Origin of the sequence: Bacillus sp. R86525, from assembly GCF_042466195.1 — a bacterium.
Taxonomy (GTDB): domain Bacteria; phylum Bacillota; class Bacilli; order Bacillales; family Bacillaceae_G; genus Bacillus_A; species Bacillus_A nitratireducens.
This window is the reverse complement of the sequence record NZ_JAXHPX010000007.1, coordinates 4,607,421-4,625,509: the sequence shown is the minus strand read 5'-3', so window position 1 is coordinate 4,625,509 and position 18,089 is coordinate 4,607,421. Positions and strand designations below refer to the sequence as shown.

Sequence of the window (18,089 nt, the reverse complement as noted above, 5' to 3'; positions counted from 1 at the left end):
TCGTTATTTTTTCGTTTGCTCAAGCCATTCTTTTAATTTGTCTTCCGGTTGCTCACCACTAATACGGCTTACTTCTTTGCCATCTTTAAAGTGAATGATTGTTGGAGTTCCTTTAATTTTATATTCATCCCAAGGAGCATCTAGTTTTTCAATGTCCATAACTTTCATATCAACGTTCAAGTCTTTAGCCATTGGTACTACGATAGGAGATAGCTTTTGACAATGAACGCAAGATGTTTGATAAAAGTATACTGTTTCTTCTTTTTGCTCTTTTAAATTCTTTTGGAGATCTGAAAGAGAGATTTTATTTGTATAGTAGTCAGGGCCATTTGTCTTACTATCAGTAGCATTATCAATTTTTTGGCTAGTAGCGCTTTTTTCTTCCATTTGTGTTACAGCAAAAATTGCTGCGAATAAGGCGATAATAATACCACCAAATATAAGCATTTTTTTCATTTTTTCATCCCCTTATTTGTTTCTTATTACAATAAAACTACAAACAGCGATTGTAATAAAGCCGATAAGTGCTAAAAACGGGATTGTAATAAAACCAAACCAGTTTATGAATTCTCCGGTGCAGGGTACACGGCCGCAAGCTGCCCCAGCAGCTGAAAATGCTGCGACTTTTTGAATTGCATAGTGATATAAAGAAATACAAGCACCAATACTTGCAATTGGTAAGGAATAACTTGCAATGCGATAATCTTTTTTTACTACAGCAATGCCGAGCCATAAAACGAATGGATACATAAAGATACGTTGATACCAACAAAGTACACAAGGCTCAAATTTCATGATTTCGGAAAAGTATAGGCTACCAAGTGTCGCAATAAAAGAAGCTCCCCATGCAGCAAATAAAGCATACTCTTGCTTTTTTTCTCGTCCCATATTTTATACCTCACTTATAATAGTTACATACTAAATTATAGTATGAAGTGGTAGGGAAAAGAAAGAAAAAATATGTTTATCAATAAAAGTTTTATAAGGAGAAACTTTTATTGATATAAACATTTTAAAAAAGCGCTATTCTCATAAAGAGAATAGCGCTATATTTTACATTTGAATTTGCTCTACTTCTTCTACATGTGACTTTTGGGATGCATGGTCAATATATTGAAATAGGAGCTGCAATTGTTTATCAACTTCTGGTAGTTCTTTACTGTATTGATAAGCGTGTAAAAAATGTTCAATACGCTTAGAAAATAATTGATCGTTCGTTTGAACCATAAGAACGAGTAATTTATCCCAATTACAGCAATACGTGTAATAGAGAGCTTTATCGTAGTCGTTATATGTTTGCACTGTGTACCCTCCTTACTGAGGAGTTATATATAGTGTGTGACAAGTAAGGAGAAATACACTTGAAAGAATTTGTTAAGAAAAAAAGTGAATGAAAAGAAAAAAACGAGGTGTCTCCTCGTTTTTTAAGCTTTTGGCATTGGTGTAGGTGTTGGTTTTCCGTATCCTTCTTTGTACTTATTATCAATATAGTTACGAATTTCAAGTGTTGATTTTCCTTTTTGTTTCATGGAAGCAGATTCAACCGCGATTTCTAAGCAATTGACACAAGTCGTTGCGTGGGAATCCCAAACAACCTCACCATTCTTTTTAATTTCACGAATAAAGCAGTTTTTATTATTTTTATGTCCTACACTCTCACCGCAACCGCAGTAACATGGAATCCAATCTAATAGCTCTGCATTTTGTCCAGCGACAGTGTAGATATCTTTCATTTGCGGATCAAGCTTGTCTAGGAAGGTAGGGAGTGTGTCGACTCCTTTTGTTTTTTCTTGAATGTCAGCTTGCTGAGTGTGCGTGGCATGATCATGTTCTTCTTTTGATTCAGAAGATTTTTTGTCATTTGTACTAGTACTCCCGCATCCAGCAAGAATTAGGCTCAGTACTGCAAGTAAAGAAAATACATACTTTTTCATTCGCTTGTCCCCTTTACAAATGTATTAACCAAATTGTATCAAATATCATGGTGTGTCGGGTGAAGATTTTTTCGACTGATTTTTGAAGCGCCATCGTAGTGAATGGAATAGAAATAAAATTGGGATATAAGCGTATACAATATATAAACCAGCTTGAGACAGTACTGTATTTAATGTATTGATACTTTCACGGTTTGTGAAAAATAAGGATGAAATAAATATAGCTGCAATAAAAAATGGAAGTGTAATTTTAAATGGTACGTGAAAAGACCTTTTACTAATGCAACAAGAAGACCAAATTGTTAAACAAAGATTAGGTAAAATAATAAGATACCATATGAAAATAATGATGTACTCAAACCTTTGGATAAAAGGAATCTTTATAATTTTTAGCATTGTTAATGTTGGCCAAATTGTATGATGTAGTTGTCCTTGGCTATAGTACATAAGGGAAACGATGGCTAGTATTACGTATAGAATTGTTGTAAAAGCAATACCACCGTGTGCCCATTTATTTAATGATTTTTCTTTTTTTATAAATGGATAAAAAACAAGAATTGCTTCAAATCCAAGAAATTCTAATGCAGATGATTTCGCTGCAGTTAGAATTTCTAAAGGTGAATGAGTTAGAATTGGGAGAATGTTACGGACATGCGCGTATTTCATTGGGAAAACTAAGAAAAATAGGACGAAAATCGGTATTACGACGCCCCAAAAACACATTCCTGTTACAGAGCGAAAACCACCTTTAATTACGTAGTAAGTCACAAGTAAAAATAATAAAGTTAATTTCCACGGTTTAATTGTAGGGAAGACCCAAACTTGAATGACTTCAATATATGTACGAAGGACAGTAAGGCAAAATAATAGAAGGTATGCAGCAAAGCATACGGACAAAAATGTTCCAATCCACTTTCCGAAACATGTCGTATGAATATTCATTAAATCATTATCTTTTTCTAACATTTTAAGCATGCAAAATAGCACGATATGAGTTACAATGCCCGCAACAATAAGAGAAATCCAAGAATCATAACCGGCATATTGCGCAATAATCCTTTGGTATCCTAACACACCTACTCCAATTTGAAGGGAGTGTAATAGAAGAAATGTGAAATAAGGGGAAACAGTATGTGTTTTATCTTGTCCAGCCATTACAGCACCTCACTATTCTCCGATACCAGATTGTACGACATTAATTTTCACATTAACTGCAACGTCTACACTAGGATACATTTCTTGAATTTGTTTCATGCTCCATTTTCTTGAGTGACTACGAATTTCTTCACGTATACCGATTGGATCGATTCCTTTTTCTTGGAATTGTTTTATTAATTCGTTCAAATGTTTTTCAAGTGTCTTTTCTACATGTTTTTTTACGTAAGTTACATTTTCACTCTTTGATAAATCAAGCCAGTCAGGGGCATTTTTTATAAGTCCATTTAATTTCAGTCGAATGTGAACTTTCGGAATGTCACCGGCGTCGGAAAGGGAACAAACACTATTTCCAGATAAGTTTTGGGTTGCGATTAAGCCTTTATGTTTACCTTGACGTATAGGAACTTCGTAACGTCCATTGTTAGTTGGATTAATGAGTAATTTAAATAAAAAAGATCCTGTTTTATCTGTATACATAGCTACTTTATCCTTTTTTAAAAAAGCAAGTCCTTTAATGGAAGCAGACTTGTCTTCTGCAACTTGAATGTAAGGAAGAAATGGATCGCAGCCAGATGAATAAAAATCATATAGAAAAATATTTAAAGCCATCCGAGGGATTGTCTCCGTTTCTATATTTTGCTCCAATAAATCAGATAGATATAGCGATCCATTTGTTTTGACATGTTTAAGTAATTCTTCTGTTGAACCGTCTACAAGCGCTAGCTGCACATCTCGGCCAATGTTAGGATCACGTTGTAAGTTGTTAATAATATCTCCGATTCCACGTTCACCGAATGATTTTCCAAATAGGACAACGCGCATTTGACCTACAGCAATCGTATGTGGTGATTTTGCGTTTAGAAGTGAAGAGATTGTTTCAATGGTACCAGCAGTAGTGGATTGAGTTTCTGGTTTTGATTGCACTCCTTTTGTGTAATCTGGATAGAGAATCGTCCCACGAAATTTCTTCTCTTTCGTTATATCGAATCCACCCACATGAATAATCCGCTGTGTATCTACTATGTTAGGTTGTGTACAGCCAGATAGAAAAATTAAAATGATGATGGAAAAGCGTAATAAAATATTTTTCATTTTTCCTCACCGTCGCGTTTTTCTTTCGCTTGGTTTGGATCGTAGCGCCATTTCTTCTTTGGTCTTAGAAAAGAAGCCCGTCCTGCAGTTTGACTAAATGGAAGACGAAGGAGCCCCTCAGCTGTACCTAACCCGCGAAATGGATATAAAGGTAATAAATAAGGTGATCCAAGTGATTTTAAGCGAATTAAATGAGCTAATATGAATACAAATCCAACGATTAGCCCTACACCTCCAAATGCTCCAGCTAAAATGATGAGAGGAAATCGTAATATCCGGATAGTGGAAGACATTTTTACTGTTGGTGTTGTAAAAGAAGCAAGCGCAGATAACGCAACCGCAATTAATAAAATAGTACTCGTTAAAGCAGCCTCAACAGATGCCTGGCCAATGACAATCCCCCCAACAATACCAATCGTTTGACCAACTTTAGTCGGTAAACGGGCTCCAGCCTCGCGCAGTAATTCGATTGTAATTTCTAAAAAAAGTGCCTCCAAAACAGGTGGAAATGGTACATTGGCTCGGGAATAAATAATTGGTCCAAGTAAATCTGCGGGAATCATTTGATAGTGATATGTTAATACAGCTGTATAAATAGCTGATGAAAATAGAGAGAATGCTGCTCCGAAAAAACGAACCAATCTAAGAAATGAGCCTGCTATCCATGGTAAATAATAATCTTCTGGAGATACGAAGAAATCGAGTAATGTCGCCGGTCCAGCTAATGCATATGGTGAACCATCTGTTAAAATGACAACACCGCCATTAATGAGTGCATAAACAGAACGATCTAAGCGCTCTGTGGGTAGTAAAACAGGGAAGGGAGAGTTACTATTATCGCTAATAAATTGTTCGATCATAGTCGCATCGAAAGGAACATCAAAGTCAATGCCTTGTAGGCGCTGCATTGCAGTATTGACGTGCTGATCATTTGTAATGCCTTCGATGTAAGCAACTACGACCTTTGTTTTTGATATAGAGCCAACTACAACTTCTTTGAAAACTAATTGTTCCGTTACAATACTTCGGCGAAGTAAGTGTGTATTTGTATCAATATTTTCAACGAATCCGACTTTGGGACCGATTACACTATATTCATTTTCTGTATCGTTATATAATCGTGTACCTAAAACTGAACTTTCAGCACGAATAAGTGCATATTCTGCTGCTTTGGAATTAACAGTTAGCTGCAAAAGTACATATCCACCTAACAGTTTTTCACGGATATCATCAATAGAAGGATTGGTGATAATCTCCTCAAGTGTGACGATATTTGCTATATCACTTATATTTTCAATGTGACCTAATTCTCTTTTTATAGGTGTTAAAATAAATCGATTAATGAGGAGTGATTCAGCTGTAGATTTGTAATAAAACAAGCATAATGTCCCATCGTCTACTACGTTATAAGAAACGAAATCACTAGATTCTTTCATCGTGTGGATAAACTCGGGAATGGAACAGATTGTTTTTTTATTCTTTTTAGATGTTGAACGCAACATTTTCTCACCCCTGGCATGCATCATTTACTTGTGTTAGTTTTTGGGAAAGACGGGAATTTATACTTGAAAACTGAAAGTTCATAAAGAAAAGGAAGAGTAATGAATATCTCTTCCTTTTTGGCATATTAATTTGTTTTCTTTTCTTTAATAGATTTCACTAATTTAATCATTTCAGCTCGTATATCTTCTTTTTTAACATTTAATTTTTCTGCAATTTGTTTAATTTCCATTCCATCTTTTTTCATTTTTAGTACATCATCGAGAGGGGTATTACTTTTTTGAGCGATGATTGTTAACACCGCGAGCTGACGTAAGCCGATGTTATACTCTTTCATTTTTTGTTTTAGCTTATCAGGTGTAGATTTGTGCATGTTTGCTAATTCTTGCAATAGTGCTTTTTTCGTTTCTTTATTCATATGATGTTTTTTCAATTTACTTGGATTTACACCGAAATGCTCGGCTGTTTTCTCCCAAGATTTATTTTGCTTATAGTAAGCTAAAACGTCCTTAATTTCTTTTTTGCTTATTCTTGCAATGTGTGCAGCTTTCCAAATTTCATGTTTGTTATAGCCGAGTTTTTCGAGCGACTGCATTTCTTCTTCTGAAATAGGCTTATGATGGTGCATTGTTACTTCTTTTGGCGTGGTAGCGGAAGCAGGAAAGACAGATACCCCGCACAATAATACTGCCATAGTCATACTTACTACGATTTTCTTGTACATATAAACTCCTCCTAGATGGATAATGTGGAAAACTTTACACTTATCATTTCCATAAAATGTGAAAAACTTGTGAACACACCAAGTTTTTTTATTCACAAAGAGAAATTAATTTTTTAACTGTTTTCCAACATAAAACATTGATTAATAGTGAAAAACTAGGTTATAATCGAAATTGAAAATCAATATCAATAACAAACTTATACATATAGATAAAAATAAGGGAGAGAAAAATATGACTACATATACTTCCATCGCAAACGTTATTAAAGAAAGACGTTCTGTTCGTACATTTACAGATAAAGCAGTAGAAAAAGAGCTATTAATTGAACTATTAAACGACGCAACATGGGCACCAAATCATAAGCATCGTGAGCCATGGAATTGTAAATTATACATTGGAGAAGGCCGTCAGAAATTAGTAGACGCAGTATTAAACTCTTTCACAGAAGAAGAAAGAGCGAAACGCGGTAAAACTTTATCTGACCGTTTCTTAAGTACACCTGCACAAATCGTTGTATACATTGATGAAGATCCGCGCCAAATTCAACGTGACGAAGATTACGCTGCGACATGTGCATTTATGCAAAACTTCCAATTACTTGCTTGGGAACGCGGATTAGGCTGTGTTTGGAAATCAGGTGGATTAAACTACAATCCACTATTTATAGAAGGACTTGGCTTAACAAAAGGCCAACGCATCATTGGAATTCTTCATATCGGCTATTTCGATAAAGCACCAGAAGGAAAAGCTCGTACGCCGATTACGGAGAAGATGGAGATTATTGAGGGTTAATAGATGAGACATTCTCGTTTTTACGAGGGTGTCTTTTTATTATGCAATCAATCCTCATGAAAGCTTGTTCCTCATCATACACTTTCTTAAGGGAAAGTGTAAGGAGGGAAAATAATGAGAGCAAGTGACGATAAAGCACTACAATATGCGATTGCTGAAATTACTGAAATTGCGACTGGATTTGGTCTTGATTTTTATCCGATGCGCTATGAAGTATGTCCAGCGGAAATTATTTATACATTTGGTGCATATGGGATGCCGACGAGGTTTTCGCATTGGAGTTTTGGAAAGCAATTTTTCAGAATGAAATTACAATACGATTTAGGACTTAGTAAAATTTATGAACTCGTTATTAACTCTAATCCATGTTACGCCTTTTTATTAGATACGAATTCTTTAATTCAAAATAAATTAATCGTGGCGCACGTTTTAGCACATTGTGATTTCTTCAAAAATAATATTCGTTTTTCTAATACGAAACGCGATATGGTGGAGAGTATGGCAGCGACAGCAGATCGTGTGAAGGCGTATGAACATAAGTATGGAAGAGAAGAGGTAGAAACATTTTTAGATGCCGTACTTGCCATTCAAGAACATATTGATCCATCGCTTATGCGTCCGAAACTTGCATGGAGTATTGAAGATTTAGAAGAGGATGTAGAAAAGAAAAAGATATCACAGTACGATGATTTATGGAATTTAGATGATCGAAACAAAAAGAGGGAACGACCTAATATGCATAAAAAGAAGAAAATCCCACCGCAGCCAGAAAAAGATTTACTCCTCTTTATTGAAGAATATAGCCGTGAGCTAGAAGAGTGGCAGCGCGACATATTAACGATGATGCGCGAGGAAATGTTATACTTCTGGCCACAGCTTGAAACGAAGATTATGAATGAAGGCTGGGCTTCCTTCTGGCATCAACGCATACTTCGTGAAATGGACTTAACATCTTCTGAAGCAATCGAATTCGCGAAGCTTAACGCAGGTGTCGTACAGCCGTCAAAAACAAGTATTAATCCATACTACCTCGGTATTAAAATGTTCGAAGATATTGAAGAGCGCTATAACAACCCGACAGAAGAAATGAAACGACGCGGTGTGAAACCTGGTTCTGGTCGTGACAAAATCTTTGAAGTACGGGAAATTGAATGGGATGTATCGTTCCTAAGAAACTATTTAAATAAAAAACTTGTAATGAGAGAGGATATGTACTTATTCCAGCGCCAAGGAAAAGAATATAAAGTAATTGATAAAGAATGGGAGCATGTGCGTGATCAACTTGTAAATATGCGTACTAATGGAGGTTTCCCGTACTTAGTAGTAGAAGATGGAGACTACTTAAAGAATGGGGAATTGTACATTAAACATAGCTATGAAGGAATTGAACTAGATTTGAAATACTTAGAAAAGGTATTACCGTATCTGCATCAGTTATGGGGAAGAACGGTGCATATGGAGTCCATTGTGGAAAGTAAGGGCGTTGTGTTTTCTTATGATGGGAAGATGGTGCATCGGAAGTATGTGTGATAAGGAAAGCCACTATGTATGTAGTGGCTTTTTTTGATCTGTTGTACATTATTCATATATCAACAACCAGAGTGCTAGTAAATCTATAAATATAAAAATCCTTAATCATATTCAAGTGTTTTTGCACTCATTTACTATAAAGAATTTGAGACTTCGTTTGTAGAAACGGTTTCTACATAACCAGTATGTTCATTATGATTGTTATCTGTGTATTGAATACCGATAAAATAGAAAGAATCCATATTCCCAACTACTTTTGTATAACTAATGTTGTCAGGGCGTTCTTTAAAGAGTTTGAACTCCTTTTCTTGTACGTTGTAAGTGTATAAATCCCCACCGTGGTTAGAATTTCCTGCAGCTCCACCTATTACAAGCAATAAGTGATTATTATCAATCCATGTAACGCTCTTACAAGTCTGTGAGTTAGGTATTCCGGTTTTTTTTATGGAATTTACTTTCACTATGGTGCGTTTGTCTGTCTTAAGATCATACAAGGATAACTCACCTGGCTCATCAGCTAATACTCGGCTATTCAAAATTATCTTATCTCCGCTAGGCGAAATTTCGTAGTCAAGTGCTGTGCCTGAATCAGATTTCCAAAGTGGCGTAGATTCTCCTTTTGTATTCTTAGCTAGTAAAGAAATTTCTGTTTCATCTATACCCAACTTATTGTTCTTTTTGTATTCTTGCTTTTCCTGGTTGGAATTTTGTTGATTCGTTTCTTTTGTTGTATCAATTTGTTTTGTAATAACAGATTTCTTTTGGGGTAAAGAAATAATATTAAAATAGCCTAAAACAAATATTGCGATGAGTACAGCAATAATCCCCAATAATAAAGTATTTAAATAGCGACTTTTCATAGTATCCTCCCGTTAGTTTCAATATTATGGATTCATAATATCACAATGAAAATGCTTTCTCTATTAAAAAATGTAATATTTTGATGCGAAGTAAAACAAAAGGCTACATTGTAAAGCAATATATTTAGTGCAATCATAAGACATACTTTAAGTATTTACAGTGTCCTGAGTTCTAGGTTTGATATATATTCGGCAGAATTGAATACATAGCTGATTAACGGTGCCGTCCTATTAACATTATAGATTTTGGGAAAGAACGGACATAGGATACCGTGTCCATTCTTTTTCATCTGGAACAAAGTTTTAAATATGCTATTCTTGAAGAAAGGGAGTTATATATAGAAATGGAGCAATTCAAATGAGTAAAATAGGGGTATGCAAGGTGGATATTACGCCGCCTGTAGGTATTGATTTTGTCGGATATTATAGAGAGACAGGAATAAATAACATTGAAGAGCGTATTTATGGGACAGTTTTTGTATTTGAAAAAGAAGAAATGAAGACTGTGTTTATAAGTATTGATAATATTGGGATGTTAGTAGAAGATACGAATATTATTCGTGAACGAGTAGCGAGTGAGCTTCATGTGCCAGTTGAGCGAATAACAGTTGTTTATACACATACACACTCTGGTCCGGAAACAGTTGGTGATCATCCTTTAGTAAAGTCGTATAAAACGATTTTAGTAAATAATGTAGTGCAGGGTGCTATTACTGCGAATAATGATATGCGGTTATGTGAAGTTGGCTGGGGCATTACAACAGGTGATATTGGAGTAAACCGAAGAGAGAGAACATGTGATGGAAGAGCAAAGATGGGAACAAATATAGAGGGTGTTGTAGATAAACGAATTGGTATGTTAGCAATAAGAGATGCTGAAACGAAGAAGCTATCTGGGATTGTAGTATTTTGTACTGCGCATCCGAATGTTTTAAAAGGTGATAGTGATGTATTATCAGCGGATTATCCTGGAATGACGAGAGCGATTCTGGAGAAGATAGTAAACTGTCCTGTTATTATCGTTCAAGGTGCTGCTGGTAATGTAAATGCGAAGTATCGAGGTTCACAGGAAGCATTAAAACAAATGGCTTACATGCTTAGTGGACATGTATTAACGATGTTGCCAATAGTTACATATAGCCCAATTATAAATTTAAGAACAATTTCGAGTACGATGCAAATGAAGTTGAAGGATATTCCCGAAATTGATGAGATACGAAGCATGGCTCGCTCAGCTGAGAGGCAGTGGGGTGTGAATACGGATGAATGGCTTACTATCGTTTTAGAGAAATATAAGCAAGGTATTCGGCAGTTAAGTATCGATTTAGAAATTCAAATGTTTCAAATTAATGAGGGGATGTTTTCTGGGATACCGATGGAACCTTTTTCAGAAACTGCTTTAGAAGTTAAAGAGAGTCTTCAAAATGAACTAGCTTTCTTTGGTGGATATACGAATGGATATATTGGTTACTTACCGACAAAAGAGGAGTATGCATATGGTGGGTATGAAGTGGAATTAAATCCTATTGTGTATGGAGCGGTTACAAACTTGTTGATGCCGCCAGAGGAGAATACAGCAGATTTCATTGTACAGAAAGTTATAGAAATATACGTAAAAGAACTTGGAGCTATCTAGGTTCTTTTTTGTTTCGAATTTGTGAACAAAAGATATATATATTGAAAATGATTTTTGTATATTTTATTATATACCCATACAGGTATGGGTTTTTGTTTGTAATACATGGAGAAATTAAATAATAAATAACATGGAGGTTTGAAATATGTCTAGAAAAATAGTTGTAGTAGGTGGAGTTGCTGGTGGAGCATCAGTAGCTGCAAGGCTTCGTCGATTAAGTGAAGAAGATGAAATTATTATGGTTGAACGCGGTGAATATATTTCATTTGCAAATTGTGGATTACCATACTATATTGGCGGTGTAATTACAGAAAGACAAAAATTATTAGTACAAACTGTTGAAAAGATGTCAAAGCGTTTTAATTTAGATATACGTGTATTAAGTGAAGTGGTAAAGATTAATAAAGAAGAGAAAACAATTACTATAAAGAATGTAACTACAAATGAAACATATAACGAGAACTATGATGTGTTAATTCTTTCACCAGGGGCAAAACCAATTGTTCCACCTATTCCAGGTATTGAAGAAGCGAAGGCAATGTTTACGTTACGAAATGTACCTGATACAGATCGTATTAAAGCGTATATCGATGAGAGGAAACCACGTCATGCGACGGTTATTGGCGGTGGATTTATTGGAGTGGAAATGGTTGAAAACTTAAGAGAGAGAGGAATTGATGTTACTCTTGTAGAGATGGCAAATCAAGTAATGCCACCGATTGATTATGAGATGGCAGCGTATGTACATGAACAGATGAAACAGAATAATGTTGAGCTTGTTTTTGAAGATGGTGTGGATGCTATAGAAGAGAACGGAACTATTGTGCGTTTAAAAAGTGGTTTAAATATAAAGACAGATATGATTATTTTAGCAATTGGTGTACAACCAGAGAGTAGTTTAGCGAAGGATGCAGGATTAGCACTAGGAGTTAGAGGAACGATAAAAGTAAATGAGAAATTTCAAACGTCGGATTCTCATATATATGCAATCGGTGATGCGATTGAAGTGAAAGATTTTGTTACAGAAACAGAAACGATGATTCCTTTAGCGTGGCCAGCTAATCGTCAAGGTCGCATGTTAGCAGATATTATTCATGGGCATACGGATTCTTTATATAAAGGTACGATGGGAACTTCTATAGCTAAAGTTTTTGATTTAACAGTTGCTTCCACTGGAGTAAATGAGAAAATATTGAGACGGTTAAATATACCCTATGAGGTAGTACACGTACAAGCAAATTCCCATGCTGGATACTATCCGAATGCTACGCCAGTACTAATCAAATTAATTTTTAATAAAGAGAGTGGAAAAATTTATGGAGCACAGGCTTTAGGACGTGACGGGGTAGATAAGCGTATCGATGTTATTGCAACGGCAATGAAGGCGAATTTAACTGTAATTGATTTACCGGATTTAGAATTATCATATGCACCACCGTATTCTTCCGCAAAAGATCCAGTAAACATGGTAGGGTATGCGGCAAGCAATATAGTAGATGGTTTTGTTGACACGGTACAATGGCATGAAATAGATCGTATTGTTGAAAATGGTGGATATCTTATTGATGTTCGAGAGCCTAATGAATTAAAGCAAGGAATGATTAAAGGTTCTATTAATATTCCATTAGATGAATTACGTGATCGCTTGGATGAAGTACCATTAGATAAAGAAATATATATTACTTGTCAACTTGGTATGAGGGGATATGTTGCAGCACGTATGTTAATGGAAAAAGGATATAAGGTAAAGAATGTAGATGGAGGCTTTAAACTATACGGAACAGTATTACCAGACCGGATTGTATATTGATATTTGTTCATCTTTCACTTCAAAATTTGGTGGAGGATGAACCCCCATGGATTAAGGTTTCACTTTTTGTTTTGCGAACATGTAAGATGAAAAATAAAAATAGGGGTTTACAAAATACCCTGCAGGGTATAATATATTGTCATAAGTTATAAATGGTGACATAATGGTAATGAGGTGATTATAGAATGGAATATAATCAAGATATGAAAAATAGATTGAAACGTATTGAAGGTCAAGTTCGTGGTGTGCTTCGCATGATGGAAGAGGGAAAAGATTGCCGAGATGTTATTACACAGTTAACTGCATCCCGTTCTGCACTTGATCGTACAATTGGACTCGTTGTTGGAACAAATTTAGAGCAATGTTTACGTGAGCAGTTTGAGACAGGTAATGGCTCAAATGAAGAGTTAATTAAAGAAGCGGTTCAATTACTTGTAAAAAGCAGATAATCTGTCAAACGTATGTGTTGACAGATTTTCAAAAACATTTTAATATACCCCTATAGGTATATGTATAATAATTAGGGAGGAAATGATTATGAGTATAAAAGTTGATACGAGTTTAGACTGTAAAGGCTTGGCTTGCCCGATGCCAATTGTGAAGACAAAAAAGGCGATGGAAGGGTTGGCATCAGGGCAAGTTATTGAAATAGAGGCGACAGATAAAGGTTCTACGCTAGATATTCAAAGTTGGTCAAATAAAGTAGGGCATCAATATATTGGAACGAAACAAGAGGGAGATATATTAAAGCATTATGTAAGAAAAGCACACGAACATGAAGTAAATGAAGTTGTGAAGTATCCTCATACGATTATGAATGCGGAATTGCAAGATCTATTATTAAATGGTGAAGAGTGTACTGTATTAGATGTTCGTGAAGCGGCGGAATTTGCCTTTGGTCATATTCCATCTGCCATTTCGGTTCCATTAGGTGAAATAGATAGTGCAAGGTTAGATCATGTGAAGCCAATTTATGTTGTTTGCCGAACTGGTAACCGTAGTGATATAGCGTGCCAAATGTTGAAAGAGAAAGGTTATTCAAATGTGAAAAATGTCATTCCAGGTATGTTAGAGTGGCAAGGGAATGTGGAAAAATAAAATTTTTTAAACAAAAATATACCTATGGGGGTAATTAGATGAGCGTTAAGATGTTACAAGCAAAAGATGTCGCCGAGAAAGTTTTATTCGGAGAGTTGTTTATTTTAGATGTTCGTAACGAGACGGATTATGAAGATTGGAAAATTGAAGGGAAACAAATCACTTCTATAAATAAACCGTATTTTGATTTATTAGATGGTGTAGATCATATTGTAGATGAATTGCCGAGGGAGAAAGAAATTTTAGTTGTATGTGCGAAAGAGGGATCTTCTCAGTTTGTCGCAGAGCAATTGTTAGATGCTGGTTTCAATAATGTTTATTATTTAGCTGGCGGTATGAAAGCTTGGAGTGAATATGTGAAGCCGTTAAAGGTAGGGGATGTACAGGGCGGGGGAAGTATATATCAATTTAATCGCCTTGGAAAAGGGTGTTTATCTTATATGGTCATTTCAAACGGTGAAGCAGCAGTCATTGATGCGGTGAGAACAATTGAAGTATACGAAGATTTTGCAAAAGAGAACGGAGCTACTATTACTAACGTAATGGATACACATCTACATGCAGATCATATTTCTGGTGGGCGTAAGTTAGCTGAAAAAGTAGGCGGTACGTATTGGTTACCTCCAAAAGATGCGGAGGAAGTGGTTTTCTCTTACGAACCGCTTGTAGAAAGTACTGTTATTACGGTGGGGGGTACCCTAATTCATATTGATGCGCTATACTCACCAGGGCATACGATTGGAAGTACATCATTTATTATTGATGAGACGTATTTATTATCAGGGGACATATTATTTGTAGATTCAATTGGCCGCCCCGATCTTGCTGGGAAGGCGGAAGACTGGGTAGGGGATTTACGAAATACTTTATATAAACGTTATAAGGAATTATCTCAAGATTTAATTGTTTTACCGGCTCATTATTCAAAAATAAGTGAAATGGACGACAGAGGTATTGTGAGTGCGCATTTACAAGATTTATTTAAGGAGAATGTAGGATTAAATATTGCCGATGAGGTAGAGTTTCGGAAAACGGTGACAGAGAACTTACCGCCTCAGCCGAATGCTTATGAAGAAATTCGTCAAACGAATATGGGTAAGATTTATCCGAGTGTGGAAGAAGAGCGTGAAATGGAGATTGGCCCAAATCGTTGTGCAGTTCATGATTCATTATAAAATAACAAACTGGAGGAATAGATGATGAATGTAAAACAAGTATTAGATGCGAAAGGTTTAGCATGTCCAATGCCGATTGTAAGAACGAAAAGAGCGATGGATACTTTACAATCTGGAGAAGTGTTAGAAGTACATGTAACGGATAAAGGGTCGGTAAAGGATATTCCAGCGTGGGCAAATAAAGGTGGTCATGACATCGTAAAGCGTGCAGAAGAAGCTGATGTGCTGAAATTTTGGATTAAGAAGGCGTAGTAGTTTTATAAATGTAGAGAGGTTGGTTATATGAATACAATATTAAGTACGCTTTTCATTGTACTTGCTGCAGGGTTTGTTATTTCACGTTTTTTACCAGTAAAAGGTGTCAAAAATATAAATGGAACAGAATTAAAGAGTATGGTGGGGAAAAAGGGGAAACAATTCATCGATGTTCGTACAGTAGGTGAATATAGAGGAAATCATATGAAAGGATTTCAGAATATCCCGCTAAATGAGTTAGCTAGTAAAGCAAATCAATTAGATAAAAATAAGGAAGTAATCGTTATTTGTCAGAGCGGGATGAGAAGTAAGCAAGCAGCAAAGGTATTAAAGAAATTAGGATTTCAGCACGTTATAAATGTTTCAGGCGGTATGAACGCTTGTAATTAAGAAGGAGATAGAAAAATGAAAGAAATGACTGCAAAAGAATTAGAAGAAAAATTGTTACGTAAAGAAGCGGTAAATATCGTAGATGTACGTGAAGTAGAAGAAGTAGCCGAAGGGAAAATTCTAGAAGCATGTAATATTCCGCTAGGACTATTAGAATTTCGTATGCATGAGCTAAATAAAAATCAGGAATATATTATCGTTTGTCGCTCAGGAGGAAGAAGCGCAAGAGCAGTTCAGTTTTTAGAGAGCTACGGTTTTCGAGCGATCAATATGGTAGGTGGTATGTTAGCTTGGGAAGGTAAAGTCGTATAGTACGGAGATAAACGATTTGATCTTTTTACAAACAACAAAATACCCCTATAGGTAATTGGAGGGAGAACAACATGGAACAACAGAAGAAAACGACGATTGTTTTATTTAGTGGAGATTATGATAAAGCGATGGCAGCTTATATTATTGCAAATGGTGCAGCGGCGTATGATCAAGAGGTGACTATTTTTCATACTTTTTGGGGCTTAAATGCTTTAAGGAAAGATGAGCATGTGAAGGTAAAGAAAACTTTCATAGAAAAAGTATTTGGAAAAATGATGCCGCGCGGTGTAAATAAGATGGGATTATCAAAAATGAATTTTGCCGGTATGGGACCAAAGATGATTAAAGGTATTATGAAGAAGCACAATGCGATGCCTTTACCAGATTTAATGGATTTGGCGAAAGAACAAGGGATTAAACTTGTCGCTTGTCAAATGACGGTAGATTTATTAGGGTTAAAAGAGGAAGAGATTATGGAAGGGGTAGAATTTGCTGGGGTAGGAGCATATTTAGCAGATGCTTCGGATGGAAATGTAAATTTATTTATTTAAATTACCTTCTTTTTAGAAGGCGAGGGGTACAATATGAGTTTAACAGTGCTACTATTTATTATTGGGTTTATAGGGTCATTCATATCAGGGATGGTTGGAATTGGCGGTGCAATCATTAATTATCCGATGATCTTATACATTCCAGTATTGCTAGGATTTACTGGCTATACGTCACATGAAGTGAGTGGTATTACAGCGATTCAAGTGTTCTTTGCAACTTTTGCAGGCGCGTGGGCGTACAGGAAAAGTAACGATATGGATAAAACTTTAGTTGTGTATATGGGAGCTAGTATATTAATAGGGAGCTTTGTAGGTAGCTTTAGCGCGAATTTATTAAATGAGCATGCTGTAAACATTGTTTACACATTACTAGCTACTATTGCGGCTATTATGATGTTTGTACCGAAGAAAAATAATAGCAGAGCAGTTAATTATAATAAATGGTTAGCAAGTATGTTAGCGTTTATTGTAGGAAGTGTTTCCGGCATTATTGGGGCCGGTGGTGCATTTCTTTTAGTCCCGATTATGCTAGTTGTTTTAAAACTACCAATACGTACGACAATAGCAACATCTATCGCTATTACGTTTATTTCCTCGGTAGGGATTACGACGGGGAAAGTGATTACTGGACAAATAGTTGTTATGCCAGCTCTTATCGTTGCGATAGCAAGTTTATTTGCCGCTCCTCTTGGGGTGAGAGTAGGGAAGAGAGTGAATCAAAAGGTTTTACAATATGTATTGTCTATTTTAATTGTAGGCACCGCTATAAAGATGTGGATCGATATGATATGAATAAAAAAGGATGGTGCTGCTTGCAGCCCATCCTTTTACTTATGCCCAAATAACTTTCATTAAGTTTTTATACTCGTCATTTGCTAATTTATATAGCATTCTCGTATGTTCAAAGACAAGTGCTGGATTAAAGTTTGGTTCTGAGAATGCAAGAGATGTTGAAATATCAATTGCATTTTGCTTATTTAGCGTGAATTTTGCAAATCGGTAAGATGTGTTTAATTCATTGATGACGTGTAAAATGTCATTTGTCGAATCAGGTACGTGAGCAACATTGAAGCAGTATATATCCACAGTAGGATTTTCGCTGTCGAAAGCAGCGATAAGTTGAATTTTTGCGCCAGCTTCTGTTTCTAGTCCTACTGAGAAATGTACAGAACCATCATTTTCATCTATATTTTCTTCCATATATATATCGTTTGATTTTAAGTACTCTTTAAAATCTGAAATGTTATGTTTTACTGCAGCTTTCATATGTG

Annotated in this window: 22 protein-coding genes; 12 read left to right on the top strand and 10 right to left on the bottom strand. The window is 35.7% G+C overall.

The features are described from left to right. Nucleotides 1-3: 3 nt before the first annotated feature. The 8 genes from SJY24_RS26535 to SJY24_RS26500 all read right to left on the bottom strand — a co-directional run bounded on the left by SJY24_RS26535 (nt 4) and on the right by SJY24_RS26500 (nt 6,408). Nucleotides 4-456 (bottom strand): thioredoxin family protein, encoded by a 453-nt coding sequence (locus SJY24_RS26535; protein ID WP_377866787.1) that lies wholly within the window; start codon nt 454-456, stop codon nt 4-6. 12 nt (nt 457-468) lie between these two features. Further along, the gene (locus SJY24_RS26530; RefSeq protein ID WP_000532252.1) at nt 469-888 is read right to left on the bottom strand and encodes a disulfide formation protein C; all 420 of its coding nucleotides are present in this window, start codon (nt 886-888) and stop codon (nt 469-471) included. Nucleotides 889-1,053: 165 nt separating this feature from the next. Further along, complete coding sequence (locus tag SJY24_RS26525) at nt 1,054-1,302, bottom strand: YhdB family protein (protein WP_001195459.1); 249 nt, start codon at nt 1,300-1,302, stop codon at nt 1,054-1,056. Nucleotides 1,303-1,424: 122 nt separating this feature from the next. Then, on the bottom strand, nt 1,425-1,934 hold the full coding sequence (locus SJY24_RS26520; protein WP_002134510.1) for a PCYCGC domain-containing protein: 510 nt from the start codon (nt 1,932-1,934) through the stop codon (nt 1,425-1,427). A 45-nt stretch (nt 1,935-1,979) separates the two neighbouring features. Then, nucleotides 1,980-3,089: a GerAB/ArcD/ProY family transporter gene (locus SJY24_RS26515; protein ID WP_377866786.1), complete on the bottom strand. Its 1,110-nt coding sequence runs from the start codon at nt 3,087-3,089 to the stop codon at nt 1,980-1,982. Nucleotides 3,090-3,101: 12 nt separating this feature from the next. Next, nucleotides 3,102-4,184 carry a spore germination protein GerYC gene (gerYC, locus tag SJY24_RS26510; RefSeq protein ID WP_377866784.1) on the bottom strand — a complete coding sequence of 361 codons (1,083 nt, stop codon included), beginning with the start codon at nt 4,182-4,184 and terminating at the stop codon, nt 3,102-3,104. Beyond that, the gene (locus tag SJY24_RS26505; protein WP_377866783.1) at nt 4,181-5,686 is read right to left on the bottom strand and encodes a spore germination protein; all 1,506 of its coding nucleotides are present in this window, start codon (nt 5,684-5,686) and stop codon (nt 4,181-4,183) included. The genes gerYC and SJY24_RS26505 overlap by 4 nt, the downstream gene beginning before the upstream one ends. Before the next feature lie 125 nt (nt 5,687-5,811). Continuing rightward, entirely contained in the window at nt 5,812-6,408 is a 597-nt protein-coding gene (locus tag SJY24_RS26500; protein WP_377866782.1) for a hypothetical protein, read from the bottom strand. A gap of 232 nt (nt 6,409-6,640) precedes the next feature. Here SJY24_RS26500 and SJY24_RS26495 point away from each other — a divergent pair, with 232 nt between their 5' ends. Both SJY24_RS26495 and spoVR read left to right on the top strand, forming a co-directional pair. Further along, nucleotides 6,641-7,201: a nitroreductase family protein gene (locus SJY24_RS26495; protein WP_377866780.1), complete on the top strand. Its 561-nt coding sequence runs from the start codon at nt 6,641-6,643 to the stop codon at nt 7,199-7,201. A gap of 114 nt (nt 7,202-7,315) precedes the next feature. Continuing rightward, nucleotides 7,316-8,731, top strand: coding sequence for a stage V sporulation protein SpoVR (spoVR, locus tag SJY24_RS26490; RefSeq protein ID WP_002125381.1), 1,416 nt, complete (start codon nt 7,316-7,318; stop codon nt 8,729-8,731). 134 nt (nt 8,732-8,865) lie between these two features. On the opposite strand, the gene SJY24_RS26485 is transcribed toward spoVR, so the two are convergent. Further along, nucleotides 8,866-9,591 (bottom strand): DUF4652 domain-containing protein, encoded by a 726-nt coding sequence (locus SJY24_RS26485; RefSeq protein ID WP_377866779.1) that lies wholly within the window; start codon nt 9,589-9,591, stop codon nt 8,866-8,868. A 358-nt stretch (nt 9,592-9,949) separates the two neighbouring features. On the opposite strand from SJY24_RS26485, the gene SJY24_RS26480 reads away from it, so the two are divergent. From SJY24_RS26480 to SJY24_RS26435, 10 genes are all read left to right on the top strand, one after another. Then, nucleotides 9,950-11,227, top strand: a complete 1,278-nt coding sequence (locus SJY24_RS26480) for a neutral/alkaline non-lysosomal ceramidase N-terminal domain-containing protein (RefSeq protein WP_377866778.1) — start codon at nt 9,950-9,952, stop codon at nt 11,225-11,227. A gap of 145 nt (nt 11,228-11,372) precedes the next feature. After that, entirely contained in the window at nt 11,373-13,037 is a 1,665-nt protein-coding gene (gene cdr, locus SJY24_RS26475) for a CoA-disulfide reductase (RefSeq protein ID WP_377866777.1), read from the top strand. A 185-nt stretch (nt 13,038-13,222) separates the two neighbouring features. Beyond that, nucleotides 13,223-13,486 carry a metal-sensitive transcriptional regulator gene (locus tag SJY24_RS26470; RefSeq protein ID WP_000456201.1) on the top strand — a complete coding sequence of 88 codons (264 nt, stop codon included), beginning with the start codon at nt 13,223-13,225 and terminating at the stop codon, nt 13,484-13,486. Nucleotides 13,487-13,574: 88 nt separating this feature from the next. After that, on the top strand, nt 13,575-14,135 hold the full coding sequence (locus SJY24_RS26465) for a sulfurtransferase TusA family protein (RefSeq protein WP_377866776.1): 561 nt from the start codon (nt 13,575-13,577) through the stop codon (nt 14,133-14,135). Nucleotides 14,136-14,173: 38 nt separating this feature from the next. Beyond that, the gene (locus tag SJY24_RS26460) at nt 14,174-15,310 is read left to right on the top strand and encodes an MBL fold metallo-hydrolase (RefSeq protein ID WP_377866775.1); all 1,137 of its coding nucleotides are present in this window, start codon (nt 14,174-14,176) and stop codon (nt 15,308-15,310) included. A gap of 21 nt (nt 15,311-15,331) precedes the next feature. Beyond that, a complete protein-coding gene (locus SJY24_RS26455; protein WP_377866773.1) occupies nt 15,332-15,562 on the top strand; it encodes a sulfurtransferase TusA family protein in 231 nt (76 codons plus the stop codon). Nucleotides 15,563-15,592: 30 nt separating this feature from the next. Then, nucleotides 15,593-15,955: a rhodanese-like domain-containing protein gene (locus tag SJY24_RS26450; RefSeq protein ID WP_377866772.1), complete on the top strand. Its 363-nt coding sequence runs from the start codon at nt 15,593-15,595 to the stop codon at nt 15,953-15,955. Nucleotides 15,956-15,970: 15 nt separating this feature from the next. Continuing rightward, nucleotides 15,971-16,267 carry a rhodanese-like domain-containing protein gene (locus SJY24_RS26445; RefSeq protein WP_016128744.1) on the top strand — a complete coding sequence of 99 codons (297 nt, stop codon included), beginning with the start codon at nt 15,971-15,973 and terminating at the stop codon, nt 16,265-16,267. Nucleotides 16,268-16,338: 71 nt separating this feature from the next. Then, nucleotides 16,339-16,818, top strand: a complete 480-nt coding sequence (locus SJY24_RS26440) for a DsrE/DsrF/DrsH-like family protein (RefSeq protein ID WP_377866771.1) — start codon at nt 16,339-16,341, stop codon at nt 16,816-16,818. A gap of 33 nt (nt 16,819-16,851) precedes the next feature. After that, complete coding sequence (locus tag SJY24_RS26435) at nt 16,852-17,610, top strand: sulfite exporter TauE/SafE family protein (RefSeq protein WP_000060374.1); 759 nt, start codon at nt 16,852-16,854, stop codon at nt 17,608-17,610. Nucleotides 17,611-17,649: 39 nt separating this feature from the next. Here SJY24_RS26435 and SJY24_RS26430 read toward each other — a convergent pair whose 3' ends face one another. Further along, nucleotides 17,650-18,084 (bottom strand): YbjN domain-containing protein, encoded by a 435-nt coding sequence (locus tag SJY24_RS26430; protein ID WP_000642367.1) that lies wholly within the window; start codon nt 18,082-18,084, stop codon nt 17,650-17,652. Between the last annotated feature and the right edge of the window lie 5 nt (nt 18,085-18,089).

Bases quoted from the DNA above. Each gene is read 5' to 3' on its own strand.
- SJY24_RS26535 (WP_377866787.1), bottom strand. From the start codon at position 456: ATGAAAAAAATGCTTATATTTGGTGGTATTATTATCGCCTTATTCGCA.
- SJY24_RS26530 (WP_000532252.1), bottom strand. From the start codon at position 888: ATGGGACGAGAAAAAAAGCAAGAGTATGCTTTATTTGCTGCATGGGGA.
- SJY24_RS26520 (WP_002134510.1), bottom strand. From the start codon at position 1,934: ATGAAAAAGTATGTATTTTCTTTACTTGCAGTACTGAGCCTAATTCTT.
- SJY24_RS26515 (WP_377866786.1), bottom strand. From the start codon at position 3,089: ATGGCTGGACAAGATAAAACACATACTGTTTCCCCTTATTTCACATTT.
- gerYC (WP_377866784.1), bottom strand. From the start codon at position 4,184: ATGAAAAATATTTTATTACGCTTTTCCATCATCATTTTAATTTTTCTA.
- SJY24_RS26505 (WP_377866783.1), bottom strand. From the start codon at position 5,686: ATGTTGCGTTCAACATCTAAAAAGAATAAAAAAACAATCTGTTCCATT.
- SJY24_RS26500 (WP_377866782.1), bottom strand. From the start codon at position 6,408: ATGTACAAGAAAATCGTAGTAAGTATGACTATGGCAGTATTATTGTGC.
- SJY24_RS26495 (WP_377866780.1), top strand. From the start codon at position 6,641: ATGACTACATATACTTCCATCGCAAACGTTATTAAAGAAAGACGTTCT.
- spoVR (WP_002125381.1), top strand. From the start codon at position 7,316: ATGAGAGCAAGTGACGATAAAGCACTACAATATGCGATTGCTGAAATT.
- SJY24_RS26485 (WP_377866779.1), bottom strand. From the start codon at position 9,591: ATGAAAAGTCGCTATTTAAATACTTTATTATTGGGGATTATTGCTGTA.
- SJY24_RS26480 (WP_377866778.1), top strand. From the start codon at position 9,950: ATGAGTAAAATAGGGGTATGCAAGGTGGATATTACGCCGCCTGTAGGT.
- cdr (WP_377866777.1), top strand. From the start codon at position 11,373: ATGTCTAGAAAAATAGTTGTAGTAGGTGGAGTTGCTGGTGGAGCATCA.
- SJY24_RS26470 (WP_000456201.1), top strand. From the start codon at position 13,223: ATGGAATATAATCAAGATATGAAAAATAGATTGAAACGTATTGAAGGT.
- SJY24_RS26465 (WP_377866776.1), top strand. From the start codon at position 13,575: ATGAGTATAAAAGTTGATACGAGTTTAGACTGTAAAGGCTTGGCTTGC.
- SJY24_RS26460 (WP_377866775.1), top strand. From the start codon at position 14,174: ATGAGCGTTAAGATGTTACAAGCAAAAGATGTCGCCGAGAAAGTTTTA.
- SJY24_RS26455 (WP_377866773.1), top strand. From the start codon at position 15,332: ATGATGAATGTAAAACAAGTATTAGATGCGAAAGGTTTAGCATGTCCA.
- SJY24_RS26450 (WP_377866772.1), top strand. From the start codon at position 15,593: ATGAATACAATATTAAGTACGCTTTTCATTGTACTTGCTGCAGGGTTT.
- SJY24_RS26445 (WP_016128744.1), top strand. From the start codon at position 15,971: ATGAAAGAAATGACTGCAAAAGAATTAGAAGAAAAATTGTTACGTAAA.
- SJY24_RS26440 (WP_377866771.1), top strand. From the start codon at position 16,339: ATGGAACAACAGAAGAAAACGACGATTGTTTTATTTAGTGGAGATTAT.
- SJY24_RS26435 (WP_000060374.1), top strand. From the start codon at position 16,852: ATGAGTTTAACAGTGCTACTATTTATTATTGGGTTTATAGGGTCATTC.
- SJY24_RS26430 (WP_000642367.1), bottom strand. From the start codon at position 18,084: ATGAAAGCTGCAGTAAAACATAACATTTCAGATTTTAAAGAGTACTTA.